This is a genomic window from Streptomyces sp. IMTB 2501 (genome assembly GCF_001953885.1).
Taxonomy (GTDB): Bacteria; Actinomycetota; Actinomycetes; order Streptomycetales; family Streptomycetaceae; genus Streptomyces.
In genome coordinates, this window is sequence record NZ_MQUS01000051.1 from 24,725 (window position 1) to 43,133 (window position 18,409).

Sequence of the window (18,409 nt, forward strand, 5' to 3'; positions counted from 1 at the left end):
CTGGGCGGAGCGTCTGACCGGGCTCCGCCCGGGCAACCGGCCGCTCGCGACGCTGGGCCCGCACGCCCGTGACCAGTACACCCGTGACAGGCTTGTCCAGCGCCTCCCAGTCGAGTTCGGGCCCCGGATCCTTTGCGGAAACCTTCCTCACTTTCAGGCCGACTACCCGCCCACACGTGTACTGCCCCGTGGCAACGCCGGGACCCACGGTCAGACCGTGCCGCGTTGCCACGGCTCGTCGTACGAGCCTTCGCAGGCGCGGCAGGCGGCGGAGTAGACGGCGCTGGCGGGCGTCATCCGCTCGGCAGGCTCGGCCGGGTGGGGTGGCCCAGGATGACCGCCGTCAGCTCCGGTTCCGCGCAGGGGCACGGGTTGCCGCCCGTACGCAGGGGGCGGGGCGGGCCGTCCGGGGCGGGCGCCATCCGGGCGGTGGCATCCACCCAGCAGGCGGGGTCGGCCAACTCGGCGGTGGATTGAACCTGTACAGCAACATTCCGCCCAACTCGGTCTGTCCCCACAGGCCGGCAACGACTCGACACCCCTGCGCCGATCAAAATGCGGGTGATTGGCCAGCCACGCCGGTAGACGGGCCCCGCGACCAACAGCGTCCAATGGCCTCGACATGTCGAGCCGACCAGTCGAACACCGCCAGGCCGATGATGCTGTGGGCGGAGGCGCGGCGAACGCCGCGGCCCGTCGGCCTCGATGTTGCGGGACATGAGGTTGCTGACGCCTGAGCAGGTCTTCAACTCGTCGTAGCGACAGTACCGGAAGATGGCGGCGCTCCTGGGCGTTCCCTCCGGGTATGAAGATCAGCGAAGCTTCCAGAGCCAGCGGTGTGAGTGCCAGATCATTGCGGCACTACGAGGATGAGGGCTTGATCGTCCCTGGTCGTTTCAGCAATGGATTCCGCGACTACTGCCAGTCCACGATCGACCGGGTGCTCGTCATCCGCTCGCTGCTGGAGTCCGGGCTGCCCGTGCGGTTGATCAAGGAGCTCCTGCCCCGCCTCACTGACGGATCCGATGTCGGCACGGATGCGGTGTGCGCGGCGTTCTTGCACGGGGTGCAGAGCTATCGCGATCGGCTTGCTGCACGTATCGCGATTCTCAGCGATCAGCAGGCGGCACTCGATGCCTACCTGCGAGAGGCCCGTCGTACTGATCTGACCGCCACTTGACCTTGACGTAAGTGTCAGCCTCCTACGTTCGGTGCATGGAGATCAACGAGCAGCAGAACACCGCTGAACAGACGGTACGAGCCCTGGTGCAGCGGTCACACCGGGGGCCGAGGGACCTGACCCTCACGACCGATCAGCGCCGCCCCACCCCGGCGCCCGGCGAGTACTTGATCCGCGTGGGCGCCGCCGGGGTCAACTTCGCTGACGTCATGCAGGCCCATGGAACTTACGGAGGAGGCCCGCAGGCCCCCTATGTTGCGGGCTTCGAGGCCGCCGGCGAGATCGTGGGTGTCGGCCCGGACGTCGAGACTCCGCTGCAGCTCGGCACCCACGTCGTCGGAGCCGGCCCGGGCGCCTTCGCGCAGTACATGACGATGCCGGCGGCAGGTGTGCTTCCCGTGCCGTCCGGCTGGAGCGACGCCGCAGCCCTCGGTCTCGTGTTGAACTGGGCCACCGCCTTGGCGGCACTGAAGCCGCTGGGCGAGATCAAGGCGGGTGAGGTAGTCCTCGTACACGCAGCGGCCGGAGGCGTGGGGCAGGCCGCCGTTCGCCTCGCCCGCCACTACGGTGCGCGCGTGATCGCCACGGCGTCTCCAGCGAAGCACGACACCGTCAAAGCCCTCGGCGCCGACGCGATCCTGGACAGCCGACGCCCCGATCTGGCAGAGGAGATCACCCGACTGACCGGCGGTGTCGACCTGGTCCTGGAATCAGTGGGACAGGCCACGTTCAAGACCAGCCTGTCGGTCACCAAACCCTTCACCGGACGCATCGTCGTGTTCGGCGCCGCTTCCGGCGACGCCACCCTGACCACACACGACCTGGTCTTCACCCACCAGGTCCAAGTCAAGGGTCTGCACATCGGTGCGCTGGCGATCGCAGCCCCGTCCCTCTACCAGTCGTTGCTCGTCGAGATCGAGGCCCTCATCTCCCACGGCGTGTACGCGCCCGGCACCCCCCAGGTCCGCCCCCTGGCCGAGGGGGCGATCGTGCTGCAGCAGCTCGAAGCGGGCCAGACCCAGGGCAAGCTCGCCCTCGACCCCTGGCGCTAGGAACGCCTGTCCTTCACCGCAATGCTCCGCTGTCCCCCGAGGGGCGGCTGGGACGCGTGCAGCGTTGCCAACACCGCCCGATCACCGACGTGACGGCCGAGATGGGCATCTCCCGCGCGTGCGAGTCGAAACGGGCCAACCGCTACCGTCGGCACGGTGAACTCGGTCTAGTGAACCGTTCTTCAACACCCCGACACCAGCCGACGGCGACGAGCTCTGACGTCGTGGCCAGGATCGAGACACTCCGCCGAGCCGAGAAGTGGACCGCGTCCCGGATCGCACGTGAGCTCCAGGCCGAGGGATCTCGCTCAGTCGCCGCACCGAGCGACGCCGTCGTCGGCCCGCCACGACCTGGACACCCTCTGGCGAACCGGCTCGCTGCCGTCTCTTGGAAGCGAAGTGCACGGGAGCGAGCGCCAAGGCCCAGGGACGTTCCCGTGCGCGGCGGGAACAGTAGATCCGGCCAGCACTGTTGCACCGGCAGAGGGACCGGCGCCGCACGGACGGGGAACACAGAGACCAAAAGATCATCCGTCCCGACGCGAACCGGGCCCCGGGTCCGCGGTAAGCCAGGTCACCCGATATTGGGGCGACCGCTTGTACGCCTGCCGCAGACTCGGACCGAAGCCTTTCCACACAGGAGGACTGTTTCATGAATGACTGGCCCTTGACCCTCATGGCGGTGCACGCCCACCCCGACGACGAGGCCACTGGAACGGGAGGTGTCCTCGCGCGGTACGCGGCGGAAGGCATACGCACGGTCCTCGTGACGTGCACCGACGGCGGTTGCGGTGACGGACCGGGGGGTGTCAAACCGGGCGATCCCGGGCACGATCCGGCAGCCGTCGCCTTGATGCGGCGTCAGGAACTTGAGGCGAGCTGCGACATCCTGAAGGTCAGTCATCTGGAGATGCTGGATTACGCCGATTCCGGGATGATGGGCTGGCCGACCAACGACGCCCCCGGATCCTTCTGGCAGACGCCCGTGGAGGAGGGCGCTGCCCGACTCGCGGAACTCTTGCGTCGCTACCAGCCCGATGTGGTCGTCACCTACGACGAGAACGGCTTCTACGGCCACCCTGACCACATCCAGGCAAACCGCATCACGATGGCGGCGCTGGCGATGACCGTGCCAACACCGAAGGTGTACTGGACGACGGCGCCCCGCTCGATGATGCAGCGGTTCGGTGAGGTCATGCGCGAGTTCGGTGCGGACTGGCAGGAGCCGGATCCCGCCGAGGCCGCCGCGATGGCCAAGATCGGACTCCCCGACGAGGAGATCACTACCTGGGTGGACACCACCGCGTTCGGCGGCCAGAAGTTCGATGCGCTGGCCGCGCACGCCAGCCAGGGCGAGAACATCTTCTTCCTCAAGATGGGCCAGAAAAGGTTCACCGAGTTGATGGGCGTCGAGACCTTCGTACGTGTCCAGGACACGACCGGCGCGGCTGTGCCCGAGAACGACCTCTTCGCCGGACTGCGCTGATCCGCCCACCTTCCCGGGGCCTGAGAAAGCTCATAGTCCGTACGACTCGATCGAGCGCGCTCGCACACCTGGAGGCTTGTTCACGTGGGGTCCGCTTCGGCGACCCTTGATCATCGGGGTGGCCCTGCTCGGTAGCCTGGCGGTTGCGAGGACGCCAGTCCCCTGCCCGGGCAGGGCCGTTGAGCGGGAACGTTCGACAGGGCTGAGCGGGGATGGATCACTTCCGTAGCCCTGACCGGCAGACTGCCGGAGGCCGGTCCTACGGACTTGTCGTCCGGCGGCGTCGTGGACGGCCGCTGTCGCGGCGAGGTGGGCGCGGAGGGTGGGCAGCGCTGGGTGGGGGTTGTCGCGGTGCCAGAGGAGGGAGTGTGGGTAGATGGGCGTCGGGTCGGTCACCGGGATACGGCGCAGGCCGTGGCCGGATGGCCAGATGAGGCGGGTGTGCTCGCCCATGAAGGTCGCCAGGGCCGGGGTGTCGGCGATGGTGTCGAGTAGCGCTTCGGAGCCGACATTGGGGCCGGTCGCCTCGATGGTGAGGCCGAACTCGGCGACGAGATCGTGGTCGTAGGCGCCCCACTCGGTGCCGGGGACGATGCCGGGCATCCAGATCCGGTGCCCGGCGAGCTTCGCGACGGTCACCGACCGGGCGCTCGCCAGCGCGTGGGCGGGGCCGGTGAGCAGCTGGAACGGCTCGTCGAGCACGCGGACGGACTCGACGTCCTCGGGAAGGGGCCGGCCGGGCATGGCGACGGCTCGGAAGGACGCGTCGATCGCACCGGAGCGGATGGCGGCGATGGCCGTCTCGATGTCGAACAGCATCACCACGTCGAGGTCGATCTCGGGGTACGCGCCGTGGAAGCCGCGCATCAGGCCCGACTGCGCGCCACGCGAGGCGATCACGTCGACGCGCAGCGGACGGCGGCCGGTGCTCACGGACTCGACCGCGCGCTCGGCGACGCGCAGCAGCTCGCGCGCGTGGGGCAGGAACGCCTGCCCGTCGATGGTGAGCTCGGCGCCGCGCGGGGCGCGGGTGAACAACCGTACGCCGAGGCTGCCCTCCAGCGCGGCGATGCGCTTGGAAATGGCCTGCTGGGTGATCGACAGGTCGGCCGCGGCCTTCTGGAACTCGCCCGCTTCCGCGACGGCGGCAAAGGTACGTACGGCTTCGAGATCCACGCCGACCGACCTTAGTGAACAACGGATGGTTGTGGATGGTCGGTAGGGCGGTTGTTTGACCTGCCGTTGTCCAGCCCGTTTAGCTCTCCTCGGTCAACGTCGGTTTGTTCGGGTGGGACTTCAAGGGGGGCGGGCTGAGCATGGTGGGCAGGAGAGGGTTGGGCCGGCAGTTCGGCTGGCTGTGGGCGGCATATGCGGTGAGCGCCTATGGGTCCGGGCTGGGGTTCGGGGCATTGCCGCTGATCGCCGTGCTCGCGTTGCGTGCCAGCCCCGCTGAGGTGTCCGCGCTGTCCGCCGTGGGGCCTGCCGTGGGCGCGCTGATCGCGGTGCCACTCGCGCCATGGGTGGAGTTTCGGCGCAAGCGCCCGGTCATGATCGCGATGGACCTGACCCGGTTTGCAGCCTTGGCGACGGTCCCGGTCGCCTACGCCTTCGGATGGCTCAGTTTCGTCCAGCTGCTCGTGATCTCAGCCGTAGCAGCCGCGGCCAAGATCGCCTTCAACGCGGCCAGCGGCGCCTACCTCAAGGCTCTCGTCCGGCCGGATGACCTGCTCGTGGCCAACGCACGGTTCGAGTCCACGAACTGGAGCTCCATCGCGGTCGGGCCACCGCTGGGCGGGGCGGCGATCGGCCTGTTCGGGCCGGTCACCACCGTGGTGGCCGACGCACTCAGCTACCTGCTCTCCGCGCTGAGCATCACCGCGATCCGCCGCCGAGAGGAAGCGCCGCAGACGACCGGCAAAAGCCCGGCCCGGGCGGGCGCACTGCTCGACGGCTGGCGACACCTCATGGGCCATCCCGGTTTGCGGGCGCTCTACCTCAACAACATGCTCGTCGGCGGTCTGATCATGGCCACCGAGCCGCTGCTGGCCGTACTCCTGCTTCGCCAGCTCGGGTTCCCGCCCTGGCAGTACGGCCTCGCCTTCGCCGCCCCCTGTGTCGGCGGACTCATCGGCTCCCGGCTGGCCCGCCGTGTCGTGGCCCGCTACGGCCGGCACGCGGTCTTCCGGACCGTCGGCACCCTGCGCGCCATCTGGCTGATCGGTCTCGCCTTCGTCCGTCCCGGCGTCGTCGGCCTCGTCATCGTGATAGCCGTCGAGCTGGCCATCATCATCAACATGAGCCTGTACACCCCGGTACTCGCCACCTACCGGCTCGAACACACCCCGAAGCATCTCGTCGCCCGCACCCTGACAGCCTGGTCAATCGGCCAGCAGGCATCCATCGCAGTCCTCACCGCACTCGCCGGGCTGCTCGCCGACATCAGCAGCCCACGCACCGCTCTCACAGTCGCGGGACTGCTCATTCTGGCCACCCCGCTCCTGCTTCCCCGACGCGACCAGATGCCGCAGCACGAGCCGGAACTGGCTCGCGGCCACTCATGACACACCGCAACTCACCCCTGAAGCCCGTGGGCCGCGGCTGATCCGCCGGCGCACGTCCGGATCGACCGCGCACACCACCAGCAAGGAGGACACTCCCGTGAGCACCGCCCCCGCATTCGACCCCGTGCACACCGCTCTTCTCGTCATGGACTACCAGCCCGCGATCCTGGCCGCGCTGCCCGAAGACGGGATCCGCGAGGCCCTGCTCGGTCGCATGGAAGGAGCCATCGCCGACGTACGCGCCAAGGGCGGCACCATCGCCTACGTACGGGCCGGCTTCACCGAGGCCGACTGGGACGCGATCCCGGCCGTCAACAAGTCCTTCGCCCCGCTGGCCCAACACCGTGTCATGCACCACGAGGACCCTGCCACCGCCATCCACGAGCGCCTGGCTCCCCAGGACGGCGACATCATCGTGCGCAAGATCCGCTACGGTGGCATGTCCACCAGCGACCTCGACCAGCAGCTGCGCAAGCGCGGCATCACTACTCTGGTCGTCTCCGGCATCAGCACCAGCGGCGTCGTCCTGTCCACCGTCATCGACGCGGCCGACCGCGACTACCAGCTCTACGTCCTGTCCGACGGCGTCGCCGACCCGGACACCGAAGTCCACAACGTCCTGCTCCATCGCATTCTCCCCTCCCGGGCCCACATCGTCGACACCGTCGAGCTGCACGCCCTGCTCCGGGTCGGCTGACTCGAACCACGCGCCGATCCCACCCACGTCCGCCGCACCCACCTGGTATCGACGCCAGCGGTGTCTTCACCGTGTCGGTAGTGGTCAGCTTCCACAGGGACTTGATGTGCGTGTAGTCCTTCGCGTAAGGGTGTTCGCGGGGTCGGCGCAGTTGTCCGTCCAATGCCCGGCTACGTTGGTTCAGGGGCTGGTTCCCGGTCCTGGAACGCGTCGTTTCGGGAGTCTCCGTTGCTCCAGGAACCGCCCGCCGATCCCCCGGGCGCCCTGGAATCGGCGCTTCTGGAACGGGGGCCGGGCTCGCTCAACGCGATCCTGCGCAGTGGCGCGCTCCTCGCGTGCTGATCGCTCAGGCCACCCGCCCGTCGGACTCCGGCCTCAATGGCCTCAATGGCCTCAATGGCCTCGATGAAGCCGGTCAGGCTACGCACGTATTCCGTGGGATGCGTCGTATGGGGAATGTGGCCCGACCCTTCCAGTGTCCTGACCCGTGCTTGGGACAGAGCCTGGGCAAGCGGGGAGGAGATGGTGGCGAACCAAGGCGGGGTCTCAGTGCTTTTGGTCAACAGGACGGGACCGGTGTAGCCGGACAGGCGGGTGAGATCAATGAGCGACCAACCGGGGTCCGCTTGTTCATCGAGGAATGTGGGGGCGTTGGTCAGGAAGGTTTCCCGGAGCCGGTCCGGAAGCTGGTCCCAGGTACCCGGACCGAGGGCGACCTCTTCCACGAACTGGCGCGCGCCCGCGAGAGTCTCGCCCGCGCGCAAATGCGCACGAACGGAACCGATCTTCTCCCTCTTGGCCCGCATCAGCGGCTCAAGTTCTGGATCACCCGCCACGAGCCCCGTCAGCGGTGTCTCGTGGGCGGCGCTGCTCCGGAACAGTTCGGGGCGCCGGGCTGCCAGCCCCAATACCGTCGAAGCGCCGAAGGAATTACCCGCCACGTGCGCAGGAGAGAGGTCGAGAGTCTCCAACAGCGCGGCGGGGTCCTCCTCGTCCTCGGTCCGGGAGCCATGTCCCGGAGGGCGTTCGCTCTGGCTGTGCCCTCGCCGGTCATAGACCATGACGCAGTACTTCTCGGTGATGGCGGGCAGGACGGGGTTTCAGTCGAAGTGGTCGCCCCAGGACTCATGGACCAGGACCAGCGGATCGCCGTTCCCCGCCAGCTCGTAGAAAAGGCCTACACCATTCACCCGGATCCGTGGCACGCGACATCTCCTCGCCCGCGGGAGCGGCGACTGTTGCCCCATCCCCGCGACGGCGCCGAAGCACGCGCCTATGGCGCGAACATCGGCGGCCGGCGGCGATGTCACGGCCGCGGCGAAGGACTGGCTGGTCGAACACCGGCCGGATGCACCCCGAAGCCGAGATCGTCTGCCTGCAGATCCGCGCGTGGAAGGAAAACCGGTGAGGACTCACCACCGTGCTCGTCATTGCGGAAAGGAAGTCGTCATGCCCGACGAAGGAACTGCCGGCATTGCCGAGGTGCTGCTCGCCGGTGGCCGTGCCGCGATATCAGCAGCCAGCTCAAGGCATCCACCCAGGCAGAAGCCTGCCTCGTCCACCTCGCCCACGTCAGTGACGACGCCTACGACCATGACGCGACGCACGTCGGCTGTATCGAACCGCATCTGTCCGTGACGGGGATCTCTGAAAACGGTTCTGGCCGCAGTTCCGTGAACCGGGCCTGGTTGTCAGTCGCGCCTACCCGGCCTGTGCAGTCGATTCGGCGCCGGTCGACGGGGAGGTGCGGAAAGTCTCGGCGACCGCAATGTTGGCAGCCGTCACGACCGCCATGGCGCCTGCGGCGATGGGGTGCCCCACTCCGTACAGGGCCGCGGCGCCACCGCCGAGCACCAGCGCCTTCACCACCAGGACGAGCAGAAGCCGCGGTCGCCACCGCGCTCGGGGTGCGGCGAACAGCGCCCAGACCACGACGGCCAACAGGGGTGTCCCCACGCCGAGCAGGATCCGGAGGACACCTTCATGCCCCGCGCCGAATCCCCACCAGCCCAGAAGGCCCAGCGCGGCAAGTTCCAGCAGAAACGCCACGGCTTCATTCGCGGCATACCAGGGCCGCGCATCGAGCCCGGCTACACCACCACTGCCCCCCGCCATGTTCCCCTCCCGCTGCTCCGGTGTCCCAGCATGACACCGCGGTCAGAGCGTAGACGCGGCAGTCGCGTAACTGCGGCCAGAGCCCCGAAGTTCCTCACTCGACAATCGGCCTTTTGGCCGGACCTGCTCGTCTTGGTTCCCAGCGGACGTCCCTACGGACGGAGGCGGGCATTGATGAAAACGTGGATGAAGACTCGGCTGGTGAAGGGCGCGTGAGGATTGCCTGTGCGGCCTGTAGGGCCAGGCAGGCCATGTAACAGGCTATTTCATGTGGGGAGTCTGCGGTAGCAGCGGTAGCAGATGAGGGCGGCTGCGAGCGCGGTGAAGGCCAGGAAGTGGTCGGGCTTGCGCTCGTAGCGACGGTGCAGGCGTCGGTAGCCGGTAGCCAGGCGATGGTGCGTTCGAGGGGCCAGCGGTGTCGGCCCAGGCGGGTGGAGTTCTCGATGCTGCGGTGAGCAACGCGAGGGACGATGCCGCGCGTGCGTAACCATTGCCGCGGGTGCGGACAGTCGTAGCCCTTGTCCGTGCGCAGTATGGCCGGGCGTCGGCGTCGTGGTCCGCGGCGTGAGCGGATCGGTCGGATGCCTTGCACAAGCGCCTGCAGGGCTTGGCCGTCATGGATGTTGGCTGCGGATATTCCCCGCGAGATGGACAGACCGCGGCCATCGACGATGCGGCGGATTTTCGATCCGCGCTTGCCACGGTCGGTCGGATTTGGTCCGGTCCGAGGCTCCCCTTGACTGCCCGGACGCTCACGGAGCCGATGGCGCACCGCGACCGGTCCAACTCACCGTGGCTGCCGAGTTCGTCGAGGATCAGGCGATGCAGCTTGGCCCACACACGAGCCTGCGACCACTCGGTAGACCGGCGGAATGCGGTCACGCCCGATGGGCCAAAGCCGGGCGGAAGCTGGCTCCCCGTGCACCCTGACGTGGCGACGAACACGATTGCCGCCAGCACCTGGCGGTCGCCGTGCCGTCTCTGACCGCCGCCCTGCGGTCGCACCGGAGCCGGCGGCACCACCCGCTGAAACAGCTCCCACAACCCGTCCGGCACCATCCGCTCGACCAACTGAGCGGCGCGTCGTGCCGACCTTGCTGCCGGCCCGTCGGTCTGCGTGTAAGAGCCTGCTACGGCCACACCACGGGATCGTATCCCCGCCATGATGACAGGCGCTCGGTGCGCCCTCTCGGGCGCTCAACTGACCTGCGAATACCCAATTTCCATCAAATCACGGGCATGGTACTCCGCCAGCTGGTGGCCGAAGGTGGCCCCCGTGAAGCCTCGGCTTCTGAGCGGCATGTTTGGATGTGTTGGTGATCGTTAACGCACAGGAAACATCCGAGCCGCGGACGTACGTGGACCGCATTCTGGAGCATTGGTGCAAGGACGAGGACACTGAGGCGCTCGTCCAGGGGGCGCAGCGGCTGACCAGGGGACAGGCTCGGCGGCGGCTGTTCAGGTTGGGCCATGCGCTGCGCGGGCAGGGGCTCGCGCCCGGCGACGGAGTGGGGCTGTTCCTGGCCAACCGCGTGGACTCCGTCCTGGTGCAGCTCGCCGTCCATCTCATCGGCTGCCGCGTCGTGTTCCTGCCGCCCGAGCCAGGGCCCGGCGAGCTCGCCGCGCTGGTCGAGCAGTCCCGGGCGCGCGCCGTGGTCACCGACCCGCTCTTCGCGCAACGGGCCGCCGACGCGGCCGGCCGCAGCGTCCACGCCCCGGTACTGCTCAGCCTCGGGCCCTGTGAGCAGCGGTGCACGGACCTGCTGGCCCTGGCGGCCGAGTGCCCGGCCGTGCGCCCCGACGGCGTGTCCGCCCCGGGAGCGGACGAAGCCGTCACCGTCCTCTACACCGGCGGAACTCTGGGCCGCCCCAAGCTCGCCGCGCACAGCCACCGGCTTTACGACGCGCTGGTGGACCTGGCGGAAGACGCCCCGCAGAACTCCCGCCCGGCGGTCTTCCCGACCATGAACCAGGGCACGGACAGAGTGCTCGCCTCCACGCTGCTCACGCACGGCAGCGGCCACCTCACCTCGGTCCAGGCTCTGGTGACTGGGTCCGTCCTCGTCGTGCTGCCCGAGTTCGAAGCGGGCGAGGCGCTGACGGTACTGCGCGAGGAGCGGATCACCGCCACCATGTTCGTACCGCCCATGCTGTACGCGGTTCTCGACCACCCGGAGTGCGAGCCGAACGCCCTGCCCGAGCTGCGGCGGATCGTTGTCGGCGGCGCGGCCACGTCGCCCAGCCGGCTGCAGCAGGCGGTCGAGGTGTTCGGGCCCGTGCTCAGCCAGGGCTACGGGCAGTCGGAGGCGCTCGGTATCACCGCGTTCGGTGCGGAGGAACTCGCCTCGGAGGGAGCCCGCTGCCCCGAGCTCTGGCGCAGCTGCGGGCGCGCGATATCCGACGTCGAGATCGAGATCCGCGGTGAAGACAGCACGGCGGCGCTGCCCGTCAGGCAGGTCGGCGAGGTGTGCGTCCGCGGCGAGACGGTGATGCTCGGCTATTACGAGGACCCGGAGCGCACCGCCGCTGCGCTGCACGACGGATGGCTGCGCACCGGGGACATGGGTTATCTCGACGCCGAGGGGTACCTCTATCTCGTCGACCGGGCAAAGGACATCATCGTCACCGGCAGCACCAGCGACAACGTCTACTCCAGGGTCCTGGAGGACTTCCTGCTCACGCTGCCTGGTGTGCGCAACGCGGCGGCGCTGGGTGTGCCGGACGAGGAGTACGGGGAAGCCGTACAGATCTTCCTGGCCACGGCCGAGGGTGCTGACGTCGATCCGGAGACGGTCGGCGCGGCGGTGACCGCCGAGTTGGGAGAGTTGTACACGCCCCGGAAGACGGTTCTGCTGGACCGCCTGCCGACGACCAAGGTTGGCAAGGTGGACAAGAAGGCGCTGCGCGCCGCGTGGACGAACGGGGCCTTGGACACGCCGTAGGCTCCGTCGTTGTGGAGGCACCCCCGGCCGATGCGGGGTCAAGTGCGCCAGGACGACAGGGCCTTTGTGGCACACCTCGACCGGCCGCCCATTCCCCCGCTGCGCAACCACCATTTGGCCGCGGCCGACTTCGGTCAGGCTGCCTGACCCGGCCGCGGCCAGCCGCCACCAGGCGGAGGGATCCGCGTACCACCACGCCTTCCCCAGTGGCGACGTCGGCTGGGTGCGCTCGGCCAAGAAACAGCGCACCGGCCCGGCGGGAGGAACCGGACTCGGACGCGCCGAGCGGCTGCGTACCTTCGGTCAGGGGTTTGTTGGGGCCTGGCGTGGCAGGGGAAGGAGAAGACCCGATGTCGGTCCTGAGCGGTTCGGCTGACCGGCTGCACCCGGCCCTGGCGGGCTCGCGTCCTTCGTGGGTTCTCGGTGTCGGAAATCTCCAACGCCCGTCACGTCTGACATTTCATGTCGGGTGATCATGTCGCCCTTCCCTGCGCTACTCAGGCGTGCAGCCGGCCCGTCCAAGGGCTGTCGCTCCGCCGGGCTGGTCGGCGCGGTCGTACTTGCCCTGACAGGTGCGCTGTGCGGCACGGCCGCTGCCCGGGCACAGCAGCCGGTGACGCCGGACTCCTTCGGATCCGGGCTGACGCTCACCAACGTTGGGGCGCACGGTCCCACCGCGGTGGCGACAGGCTCCGACGGCCGGCTGATCGTCTCGCGCGACGACGGGCGGACCTGGGTGGCGGTGCGCTCGCCCGTGGCGGTAAACCTGCGCGGGGTCGCGTACGGGGGCGGACAGTGGGTTGCGGTGGGTGATCGGGGCGCCGCCGCGAGGTCGTACGACGCGGTGCACTGGTCCGCGGTCGACCTCGGGTCCACCGAGGGATTCCGTGCGGTCACCTACGCGCACGGCCGCTGGATCGCAGGGGGGTCGTCGGGCACCGTGCTGGTGTCGAGCGACGGCGCCCGAACGGCAGCCACGCCCAAGGCGCCCACGGTGGCCAGGCGGGCGCCCCCGCGGCCAAGGATCCGCTTCGTCGCCAGTCTGGTTCCTTGTGCCTTCTCACGATGTGTCATCGCTGTTCCCCGTTCGTTGGCGCGGCACTCCTCCGTTCCTTGTGCCGGAAATCCCCTACTCCGGGGGGCACTTGAAGCATGGAACCGTGCGCACCGATGCGCACAACCAGCCGAATCCAGCACGGCCAAGGCAGGACAACCACCTGACCCTCCTGAAAGTCGATCGGCCGTTCCTGACCAAGCATCTGCAGAGGCAGAGCACCGGTGGCCCACTCGGCCGACGCGATGTCACCGGCGGTTCCTCGACCACGAAGGAGAGATCCGAACCGACGCCTTCATCGGGCACCTCGTCCAGGCCTCGCCGCCAAACCCAGCCCACAGACCTTCACACCCACGGTCGCCGACCCAGTTGCGTGCGCAGATCCATTGCCGCCCTGGCCTGCCAGCCACCTCACCCCTGATTCAGCCGCAGGTTCAGCGCACGCCGAGCGGGAGCGGCTGTGAGCTGGTGCTAACTGATCCCTACGTTGTTCTGCGGGTCTTCCGCTTGGTGATCTTGATCGGCAGCGTGTCCGCGTGCGTGTTGCCGGGTACTCCCGAGCGTCGTTACCGCTGTCCCGGGCGGCGGCGTGTTCCCGACCCGGCAGCCCTCGCCGGTGTCATGTTTGAGCTGCGGACCGGTGTCGCATGGCGCGGCGTCCCCGCGGACACCGTGGGCCGCCCCGGGGTGACGGCTTGGCGCCGGCTGTGGGACTGGGCCGAGGACGGCGGGCCTCGCCTCGCGGTCCGGCCGGTCGACCTCGACCACGGTAATGCCGTCCGCGGTGAGGAACCGGGCGGTTTCGGCGCCGTAAGCGCCGGTTCCGTCGATCCCCGACAGCGAGGACGCGCCGAGCGAGCGCAGCCGCTCCAGCAGCCGCTCGTAGCCCTCGGGGGTGGTCTCGAACGCCTCGGTTGGCCAGGTGACGGCCGATGCCGTCGATGAGCGCCGCCTGGTGAAAATCGGTGTGATGTCGATCCCGCCGATGACCGCTATCTCGTCTGCCGTGCTGGTGTGCGCTGCCCTTCCACCTCTCGCGTGGGTGAGGGAACGCGCCGGTCGGGCAGGCGGACAAGACAGTGATGGGACCTCTGGCCAGGCTCCTGTTCGGTCACAGTCACCGGGCCGGCCACGCGCTACGTGGCACCACGCGGCAGGCCGACGATTCCTGCGAAGGACAACCTGAGCGTCGGTCAGAGCACGAGTCGGGCTTCCGGGCGATGCCACGATCAATTCTCGCTGTCAGAGCAGGCCAGACAAGCGTCTCCTCCCGGGCGAGAACACCGAGGGTTCCGCGCTAGGTCATGCTGACGGAGAGAATCCCCCTTCAGGGAAGAGAGCAGTCAAGACTCAAGGCGCTGCCGGTCCCCCATGACCACGACCGGACGCCGCGCCGGATCCAGCACGCGCAGAAGAGTCTTCATACCCGACTCCGGCACCGTGACACAGGCCGACGTCCCGTCACCGTGATCCATGTGCAGCCAGATCCCACCACCGCGCTCCTCCCCCTCGGGACGACTCCAGTCGAACGGCGGAACACCCTTCGCCCGGTTGTAGTCGACAGCGATCACATAGTCGAAATCGTGATCATGCACTTCCCCCGGAAGCAGCATCGACGCGAAAGCGTTGTCGTCTTGCCAGTACCTCAGCCGGCTCCCCGGATCCTCCAGCGAGCCTCCCGCATCCGTAAGGGTGAACACACCCACCGGACTGTGCTCGTCGTCCATGTGATGGTCCGTCGTCCAGCCCAACCGGCCGTTGTGCCCCGGCCAGCTCGCCGTCCGCTCCCACAGCGAACCCCGCTTCTGATACAGCACCACCACACTCTCAGCCGAATCCGGCCCCTCCCCGTACACCACCACCACCTGCCCGCTACCAGCCGGAACCCGCCCCCACATCCGCTCTCCCACACCCGGAACACGCGCCTGAACCACAGGCCGGCCAGGAGAAACCGTCGCCGCACCCGGCGCACCACCCGGAATCCTCCGCACCACCCTGTTCCCGGGGCCGCGATCACACCCCGACGCACCACCCAGCAACACACCGCAGGCAACAACCGCACATACGACACGACACACATCACCGAGCCGCACCCGGCGGCGACAGGACAGAGTCACCAAGAAGGTCCACATGACCACGATCCTGAGACGACACCCACACCACCCGCACCCCCACACGGCAACCGGCCCAACCCCGCACCCCGCACGCGCCGGCCCACTTCAGTCAGCACCGGCCGACCCCATCCACCACCCACGCTGGCAGCCGCAAGGCCACCCAACCGCGGCCAGGCCGACCTGGCCGCACACCGAAGCAAGCCCCGGGACCGCTGTCATCACCCGGATCCACAGCCCAGTGGCCGGTTCCGAGGGGCACCTCCCGCCCAAGCCACCTCAACCCCCGACAGGCACCACAAGCCGACCGAGCCGCAGATACCGACCGCCCCGGCATCACTCGCCGACAGAAAGGCATGCACCAGCCCCCAGCAATCCTGATCCCGGGCCAACCCCACCAGCGCGCAGACAGCACGCCCCACCCAGCCCCTCCCCCGCGGACCAGTCCCTCACCAGCGCCGTAAGACCAGCCCGTCACCACCCCTGCCATGACGCCAGTGCCGGCCAGACCAGACACAACCATCCCGAACCACACCACACCGCCTCCAGCCGGCCCAGCATCCACCTCCTCTGTCCACCTTCCCTAGGGCCTGGCGCCGGTATCCGCGTTTCCGGTGGTGTCGGGCTGCCGCTGGGGACCGGGCTGGTGGTGGGGACCGGGCTGGTGGTGGTCGGCGACGACCACGCAGCACGTAGCTGCACGGTTCGGCCACGATGCGCACCCGTCTGATGATTCTGGCCGGGATCCGCGCCGGCGACCGGGGGTTGATCAGTGGCGCGGCGGTCGGGGTGGGCACGGCCATGGTGGAGGTCCCCGCGGTCTGCGGGGCGTACACCGTGGCCGGCGTGCGTCAGCCCGGACTCCATGACCGTGTGAAGGCACTCGCCCCGGATGGCCGGGGGACGTCGTGACTCCCGACCAGGAAGCTGGGCACGCGCCGCACGACGTGATCGTGGAACTGGTCATGCGAGCTGACAGGTGGCAGGTCTTTGATCTGCGGGCTGCCGGACAGTTCGGGAATGCGGTCCGGCGGGGTCCTCGGACGAGTTGGCATTCGCGGAAACGCCCTCGCGGCCGCGGAGGTGCCGGTGGAGGGGCAGGGGCTGCGAGCGAGGCGGAGGTCAACGATGGGCGGCGCAGCAACTCAGCCAGGCTTCCCCGGCGAGTCACCGGCTCCGCCCGTGGAACGCCACGTAATTCCCCACCGGCAGCGTCAGTTTCCCCATCCAGTTGCTCATCCAGACGTTCACCCCGACGCACTGGCACTGCGTCGGGCTCCCTACACATCGCGCTGCGGCAGGCCAGAGGCACCCGCACCGGGCCCTCGCTGCGGCCAGTCGGGGGCGGGGTCCTCTGCGAGCAGCGGCCGGAGGGCGCCGAGAACCGCGCCGACGCAGACGTCGCGCAACTGGGTGCGGGTACAGGTCTCGTGGGTGAGCCAGTCGACGCAAAGGACTTGGACGAAGACCAGCCAGCTCTTCAGGACGTCTGACACAGCCTCGTGGGCACTCTCGTCCGCGAGTGGGAGTACGGCCAGCAGCCGCGCACGGAGTGCGTCCAACTCGTTCGTCATGATCGTCTGGATCACCGGGTCACCCGCGAGGACCCGGTTCGCGGCGAGGACGGCGTTGCGGTTCGCCACGAAGTAGTCGAGGTGGACGTCCATGCCCCGGATGAGCTGTTCCGCCAGGGAGTCGGCGGGGTCGAACCGAGTCTCGGCGAGCAGCTGGTCCGCCGCCTGCTGGTAAACAGCCGCGAAGAGGACTTGCTTGCTGGGGAAGTGCCGGTAGAGCAGGGCCCGGGAGACACCAGCCTCTTCGGCGACCTTCTCCATCAGCACGTCAGCGTAAGGGCGGGCGGCGAAGAGCCGTGCGCCGACGGCGAGGAGTTGGGCGCGGCGGTTAGCGGGAGTGAGTCGCTGGCGAGAAGGCACGGATGAAGCTTAGTTGACATGCATCTACTAGCGCATCCACCGTAGTAGACACACGTCAACTAAGCTCCGCACGACGACTGGGAGGAATTTTGGCCAGGGCACTGCGCGTACTCACGCAGCTGATGGGCTGGGCTTGCGTAGCGATCGGCCTGTTCCACGTGGCACTCGGCAACGCGGCGATCCCAGGAGCCGGTTCCGCCGGTACGACGGTCGACAGCTGGGGCCGCTTCATGGGGGCAAGCTTCGTCGGCTACGGGCTGGCCTGGCTCTGGGCCGCGCGGCAGCGTCCGATCCCGGCTCGGGCGGTGCGGTGGCTGGCCGGCGTATTCCTGCTGGGAGGCGTTGGCCGGCTGCTCTCGCTCGCCGTGCGCGGTTGGCCGCAGTGGTTCCAGATCGTGCTGACGGTGATCGAGCTCAGCCTGCCGATGGTCTTCTTCTGGCTGGCTGATGCAGACGAGCGGGCCGTGCGCAGCGACGTGGAGGCCGTGTCCACTGATCGATGAACGGCGCGTCAGCTCGTCCAGACCGAATGCCTGGGCGGGAAGCCGACGTTGCCGGTGAGGAATTACGTGATCGTCGGCACTGCTCGGCGAGCTGGCCAGGTGATCCGGAACCGGGGGGCAGAAGGTGGGCGAGGGCGGACTCGACGGCCGGCTCACGTCGGCGGTTCGGACCAGGAACGCCGCGCCAGTGCGGGATCTGCTGAACAGGGGCGCGGATCCGGACACGGGACGCGAACGGGCTGCCATGCTGTGCGGGGCGGTGGCGGCGTACGACGCGCCGGTCGTCGAGGCGTTGGCGGAGGGCGGCGCGGACCCCGACCGGGTGCTGCCGGACGGGACCACGCCGCTGTGGCGCGCCGTTTACGGCGACTCCCCGGCCGCCTTCTCGGCCGTGCTGGACAAGGAGCCCCAGCTTCGGCTTGCGGCGGGCCGACCGTGAACGGCTGCTCGCCTTGGCCCGGAGCTGGTACGAGACGGGCACGGCCGAGCAGCTACGACGCAGGCCGGGCGCACCGGGTCCGGCCGCCACGGTCCAGGGTCAGGACGACGCATACGACCGGGTCGATCAGGTCTCGCTCGGTGGGCTCGTCGTACGCGCCGGGCACAGCGCCATCCTGACCTCGTTGAGTGGGCCTTCCGCGTTCTGCCCCCGTCGACGAACTGATCGCCCGCGCTGTTCAGCAGCCGGATGAGGAGCATGTGGACCGGCCCGTGGTCTGCCGGATCCTCACTGAGCTTCTTCAGCCTGGCCACCGATCGGGGGACGGCTGTGCG

Annotated in this window: 14 protein-coding genes and 4 pseudogenes; 11 read left to right on the forward strand and 7 right to left on the reverse strand. The window is 68.8% G+C overall.

The window, feature by feature from the left end; genetic code table 11:
• Window positions 1-293: 293 nt before the first annotated feature.
• On the reverse strand, window positions 294-461 hold the full coding sequence (locus AV521_RS49910) for a hypothetical protein (RefSeq protein ID WP_179023849.1): 168 nt from the start codon (window positions 459-461) through the stop codon (window positions 294-296).
• 344 nt (window positions 462-805) lie between these two features.
• On the opposite strand from AV521_RS49910, the gene AV521_RS43705 reads away from it, so the two are divergent.
• The 4 genes and pseudogenes from AV521_RS43705 to AV521_RS43720 all read left to right on the forward strand — a co-directional run bounded on the left by AV521_RS43705 (window position 806) and on the right by AV521_RS43720 (window position 3,718).
• The gene (locus AV521_RS43705) at window positions 806-1,180 is read left to right on the forward strand and encodes a MerR family transcriptional regulator (protein ID WP_076097404.1); all 375 of its coding nucleotides are present in this window, start codon (window positions 806-808) and stop codon (window positions 1,178-1,180) included.
• Between the two features lie 35 nt (window positions 1,181-1,215).
• The gene (locus AV521_RS43710) at window positions 1,216-2,232 is read left to right on the forward strand and encodes an NADPH:quinone oxidoreductase family protein (RefSeq protein ID WP_076097406.1); all 1,017 of its coding nucleotides are present in this window, start codon (window positions 1,216-1,218) and stop codon (window positions 2,230-2,232) included.
• Window positions 2,223-2,534: pseudogene (locus tag AV521_RS51925) on the forward strand (helix-turn-helix domain-containing protein); the annotation flags it as partial. The gene AV521_RS43710 and the pseudogene AV521_RS51925, both read left to right, overlap by 10 nt.
• 350 nt (window positions 2,535-2,884) lie before the next feature.
• Window positions 2,885-3,718, forward strand: coding sequence for a PIG-L family deacetylase (locus AV521_RS43720; protein ID WP_076097410.1), 834 nt, complete (start codon window positions 2,885-2,887; stop codon window positions 3,716-3,718).
• A 273-nt stretch (window positions 3,719-3,991) separates the two neighbouring features.
• Here AV521_RS43720 and AV521_RS43725 read toward each other — a convergent pair.
• Window positions 3,992-4,894, reverse strand: a pseudogene (locus tag AV521_RS43725) (LysR family transcriptional regulator); the annotation flags it as partial.
• A gap of 140 nt (window positions 4,895-5,034) precedes the next feature.
• Here AV521_RS43725 and AV521_RS43730 point away from each other — a divergent pair.
• Both AV521_RS43730 and AV521_RS43735 read left to right on the forward strand, forming a co-directional pair.
• Window positions 5,035-6,279, forward strand: a complete 1,245-nt coding sequence (locus tag AV521_RS43730; RefSeq protein WP_076097440.1) for an MFS transporter — start codon at window positions 5,035-5,037, stop codon at window positions 6,277-6,279.
• Between the two features lie 97 nt (window positions 6,280-6,376).
• A complete protein-coding gene (locus AV521_RS43735) occupies window positions 6,377-6,976 on the forward strand; it encodes a cysteine hydrolase family protein (RefSeq protein ID WP_076097412.1) in 600 nt (199 codons plus the stop codon).
• Window positions 6,977-7,146: 170 nt separating this feature from the next.
• Here AV521_RS43735 and AV521_RS43740 read toward each other — a convergent pair whose 3' ends face one another.
• The 3 genes and pseudogenes from AV521_RS43740 to AV521_RS48390 all read right to left on the reverse strand — a co-directional run bounded on the left by AV521_RS43740 (window position 7,147) and on the right by AV521_RS48390 (window position 10,150).
• Entirely contained in the window at window positions 7,147-8,037 is an 891-nt protein-coding gene (locus AV521_RS43740; RefSeq protein ID WP_076097414.1) for an alpha/beta fold hydrolase, read from the reverse strand.
• A 640-nt stretch (window positions 8,038-8,677) separates the two neighbouring features.
• Window positions 8,678-9,091 carry a YrdB family protein gene (locus tag AV521_RS43745; protein ID WP_076097417.1) on the reverse strand — a complete coding sequence of 138 codons (414 nt, stop codon included), beginning with the start codon at window positions 9,089-9,091 and terminating at the stop codon, window positions 8,678-8,680.
• Window positions 9,092-9,357: 266 nt separating this feature from the next.
• Window positions 9,358-10,150 (reverse strand): annotated as a pseudogene (locus tag AV521_RS48390) (IS5 family transposase).
• 299 nt (window positions 10,151-10,449) lie between these two features.
• Between AV521_RS48390 and AV521_RS43760 the strand changes: the two are divergent.
• Together AV521_RS43760 and AV521_RS51930 are read left to right on the forward strand one after the other, a co-directional pair.
• Entirely contained in the window at window positions 10,450-12,033 is a 1,584-nt protein-coding gene (locus AV521_RS43760; protein ID WP_076097420.1) for a class I adenylate-forming enzyme family protein, read from the forward strand.
• Window positions 12,034-13,621: 1,588 nt separating this feature from the next.
• Window positions 13,622-13,828, forward strand: a pseudogene (locus AV521_RS51930) (transposase); the annotation flags it as partial.
• Between the two features lie 602 nt (window positions 13,829-14,430).
• Here the strand turns inward: AV521_RS51930 and AV521_RS53085 are convergent.
• Window positions 14,431-14,904, reverse strand: a complete 474-nt coding sequence (locus tag AV521_RS53085) for a hypothetical protein (protein WP_371917116.1) — start codon at window positions 14,902-14,904, stop codon at window positions 14,431-14,433.
• 1,008 nt (window positions 14,905-15,912) lie between these two features.
• On the opposite strand from AV521_RS53085, the gene AV521_RS48945 reads away from it, so the two are divergent.
• Window positions 15,913-16,110, forward strand: coding sequence for a hypothetical protein (locus AV521_RS48945; protein WP_076097426.1), 198 nt, complete (start codon window positions 15,913-15,915; stop codon window positions 16,108-16,110).
• 368 nt (window positions 16,111-16,478) lie between these two features.
• Here AV521_RS48945 and AV521_RS43780 read toward each other — a convergent pair whose 3' ends face one another.
• Window positions 16,479-17,132 carry a TetR/AcrR family transcriptional regulator gene (locus AV521_RS43780; protein WP_076097429.1) on the reverse strand — a complete coding sequence of 218 codons (654 nt, stop codon included), beginning with the start codon at window positions 17,130-17,132 and terminating at the stop codon, window positions 16,479-16,481.
• Between the two features lie 89 nt (window positions 17,133-17,221).
• Between AV521_RS43780 and AV521_RS43785 the strand changes: the two genes are divergently transcribed.
• Window positions 17,222-17,635 carry a DUF4345 domain-containing protein gene (locus AV521_RS43785; protein WP_076097431.1) on the forward strand — a complete coding sequence of 138 codons (414 nt, stop codon included), beginning with the start codon at window positions 17,222-17,224 and terminating at the stop codon, window positions 17,633-17,635.
• A 187-nt stretch (window positions 17,636-17,822) separates the two neighbouring features.
• Entirely contained in the window at window positions 17,823-18,074 is a 252-nt protein-coding gene (locus AV521_RS43790; RefSeq protein WP_076097433.1) for an ankyrin repeat domain-containing protein, read from the forward strand.
• The last annotated feature ends 335 nt before the right edge of the window (window positions 18,075-18,409 follow it).

Coding starts and splice junctions, on each gene's coding strand:
- AV521_RS43740 (WP_076097414.1), bottom strand. CDS start 8,037: ATGGTCTATGACCGGCGAGGGCACAGCCAGAGCGAACGCCCTCCGGGA.
- AV521_RS43710 (WP_076097406.1), top strand. CDS start 1,216: ATGGAGATCAACGAGCAGCAGAACACCGCTGAACAGACGGTACGAGCC.
- AV521_RS48945 (WP_076097426.1), top strand. CDS start 15,913: ATGCGCACCCGTCTGATGATTCTGGCCGGGATCCGCGCCGGCGACCGG.
- AV521_RS43730 (WP_076097440.1), top strand. CDS start 5,035: ATGGTGGGCAGGAGAGGGTTGGGCCGGCAGTTCGGCTGGCTGTGGGCG.
- AV521_RS43705 (WP_076097404.1), top strand. CDS start 806: ATGAAGATCAGCGAAGCTTCCAGAGCCAGCGGTGTGAGTGCCAGATCA.
- AV521_RS43720 (WP_076097410.1), top strand. CDS start 2,885: ATGAATGACTGGCCCTTGACCCTCATGGCGGTGCACGCCCACCCCGAC.
- AV521_RS43745 (WP_076097417.1), bottom strand. CDS start 9,091: ATGGCGGGGGGCAGTGGTGGTGTAGCCGGGCTCGATGCGCGGCCCTGG.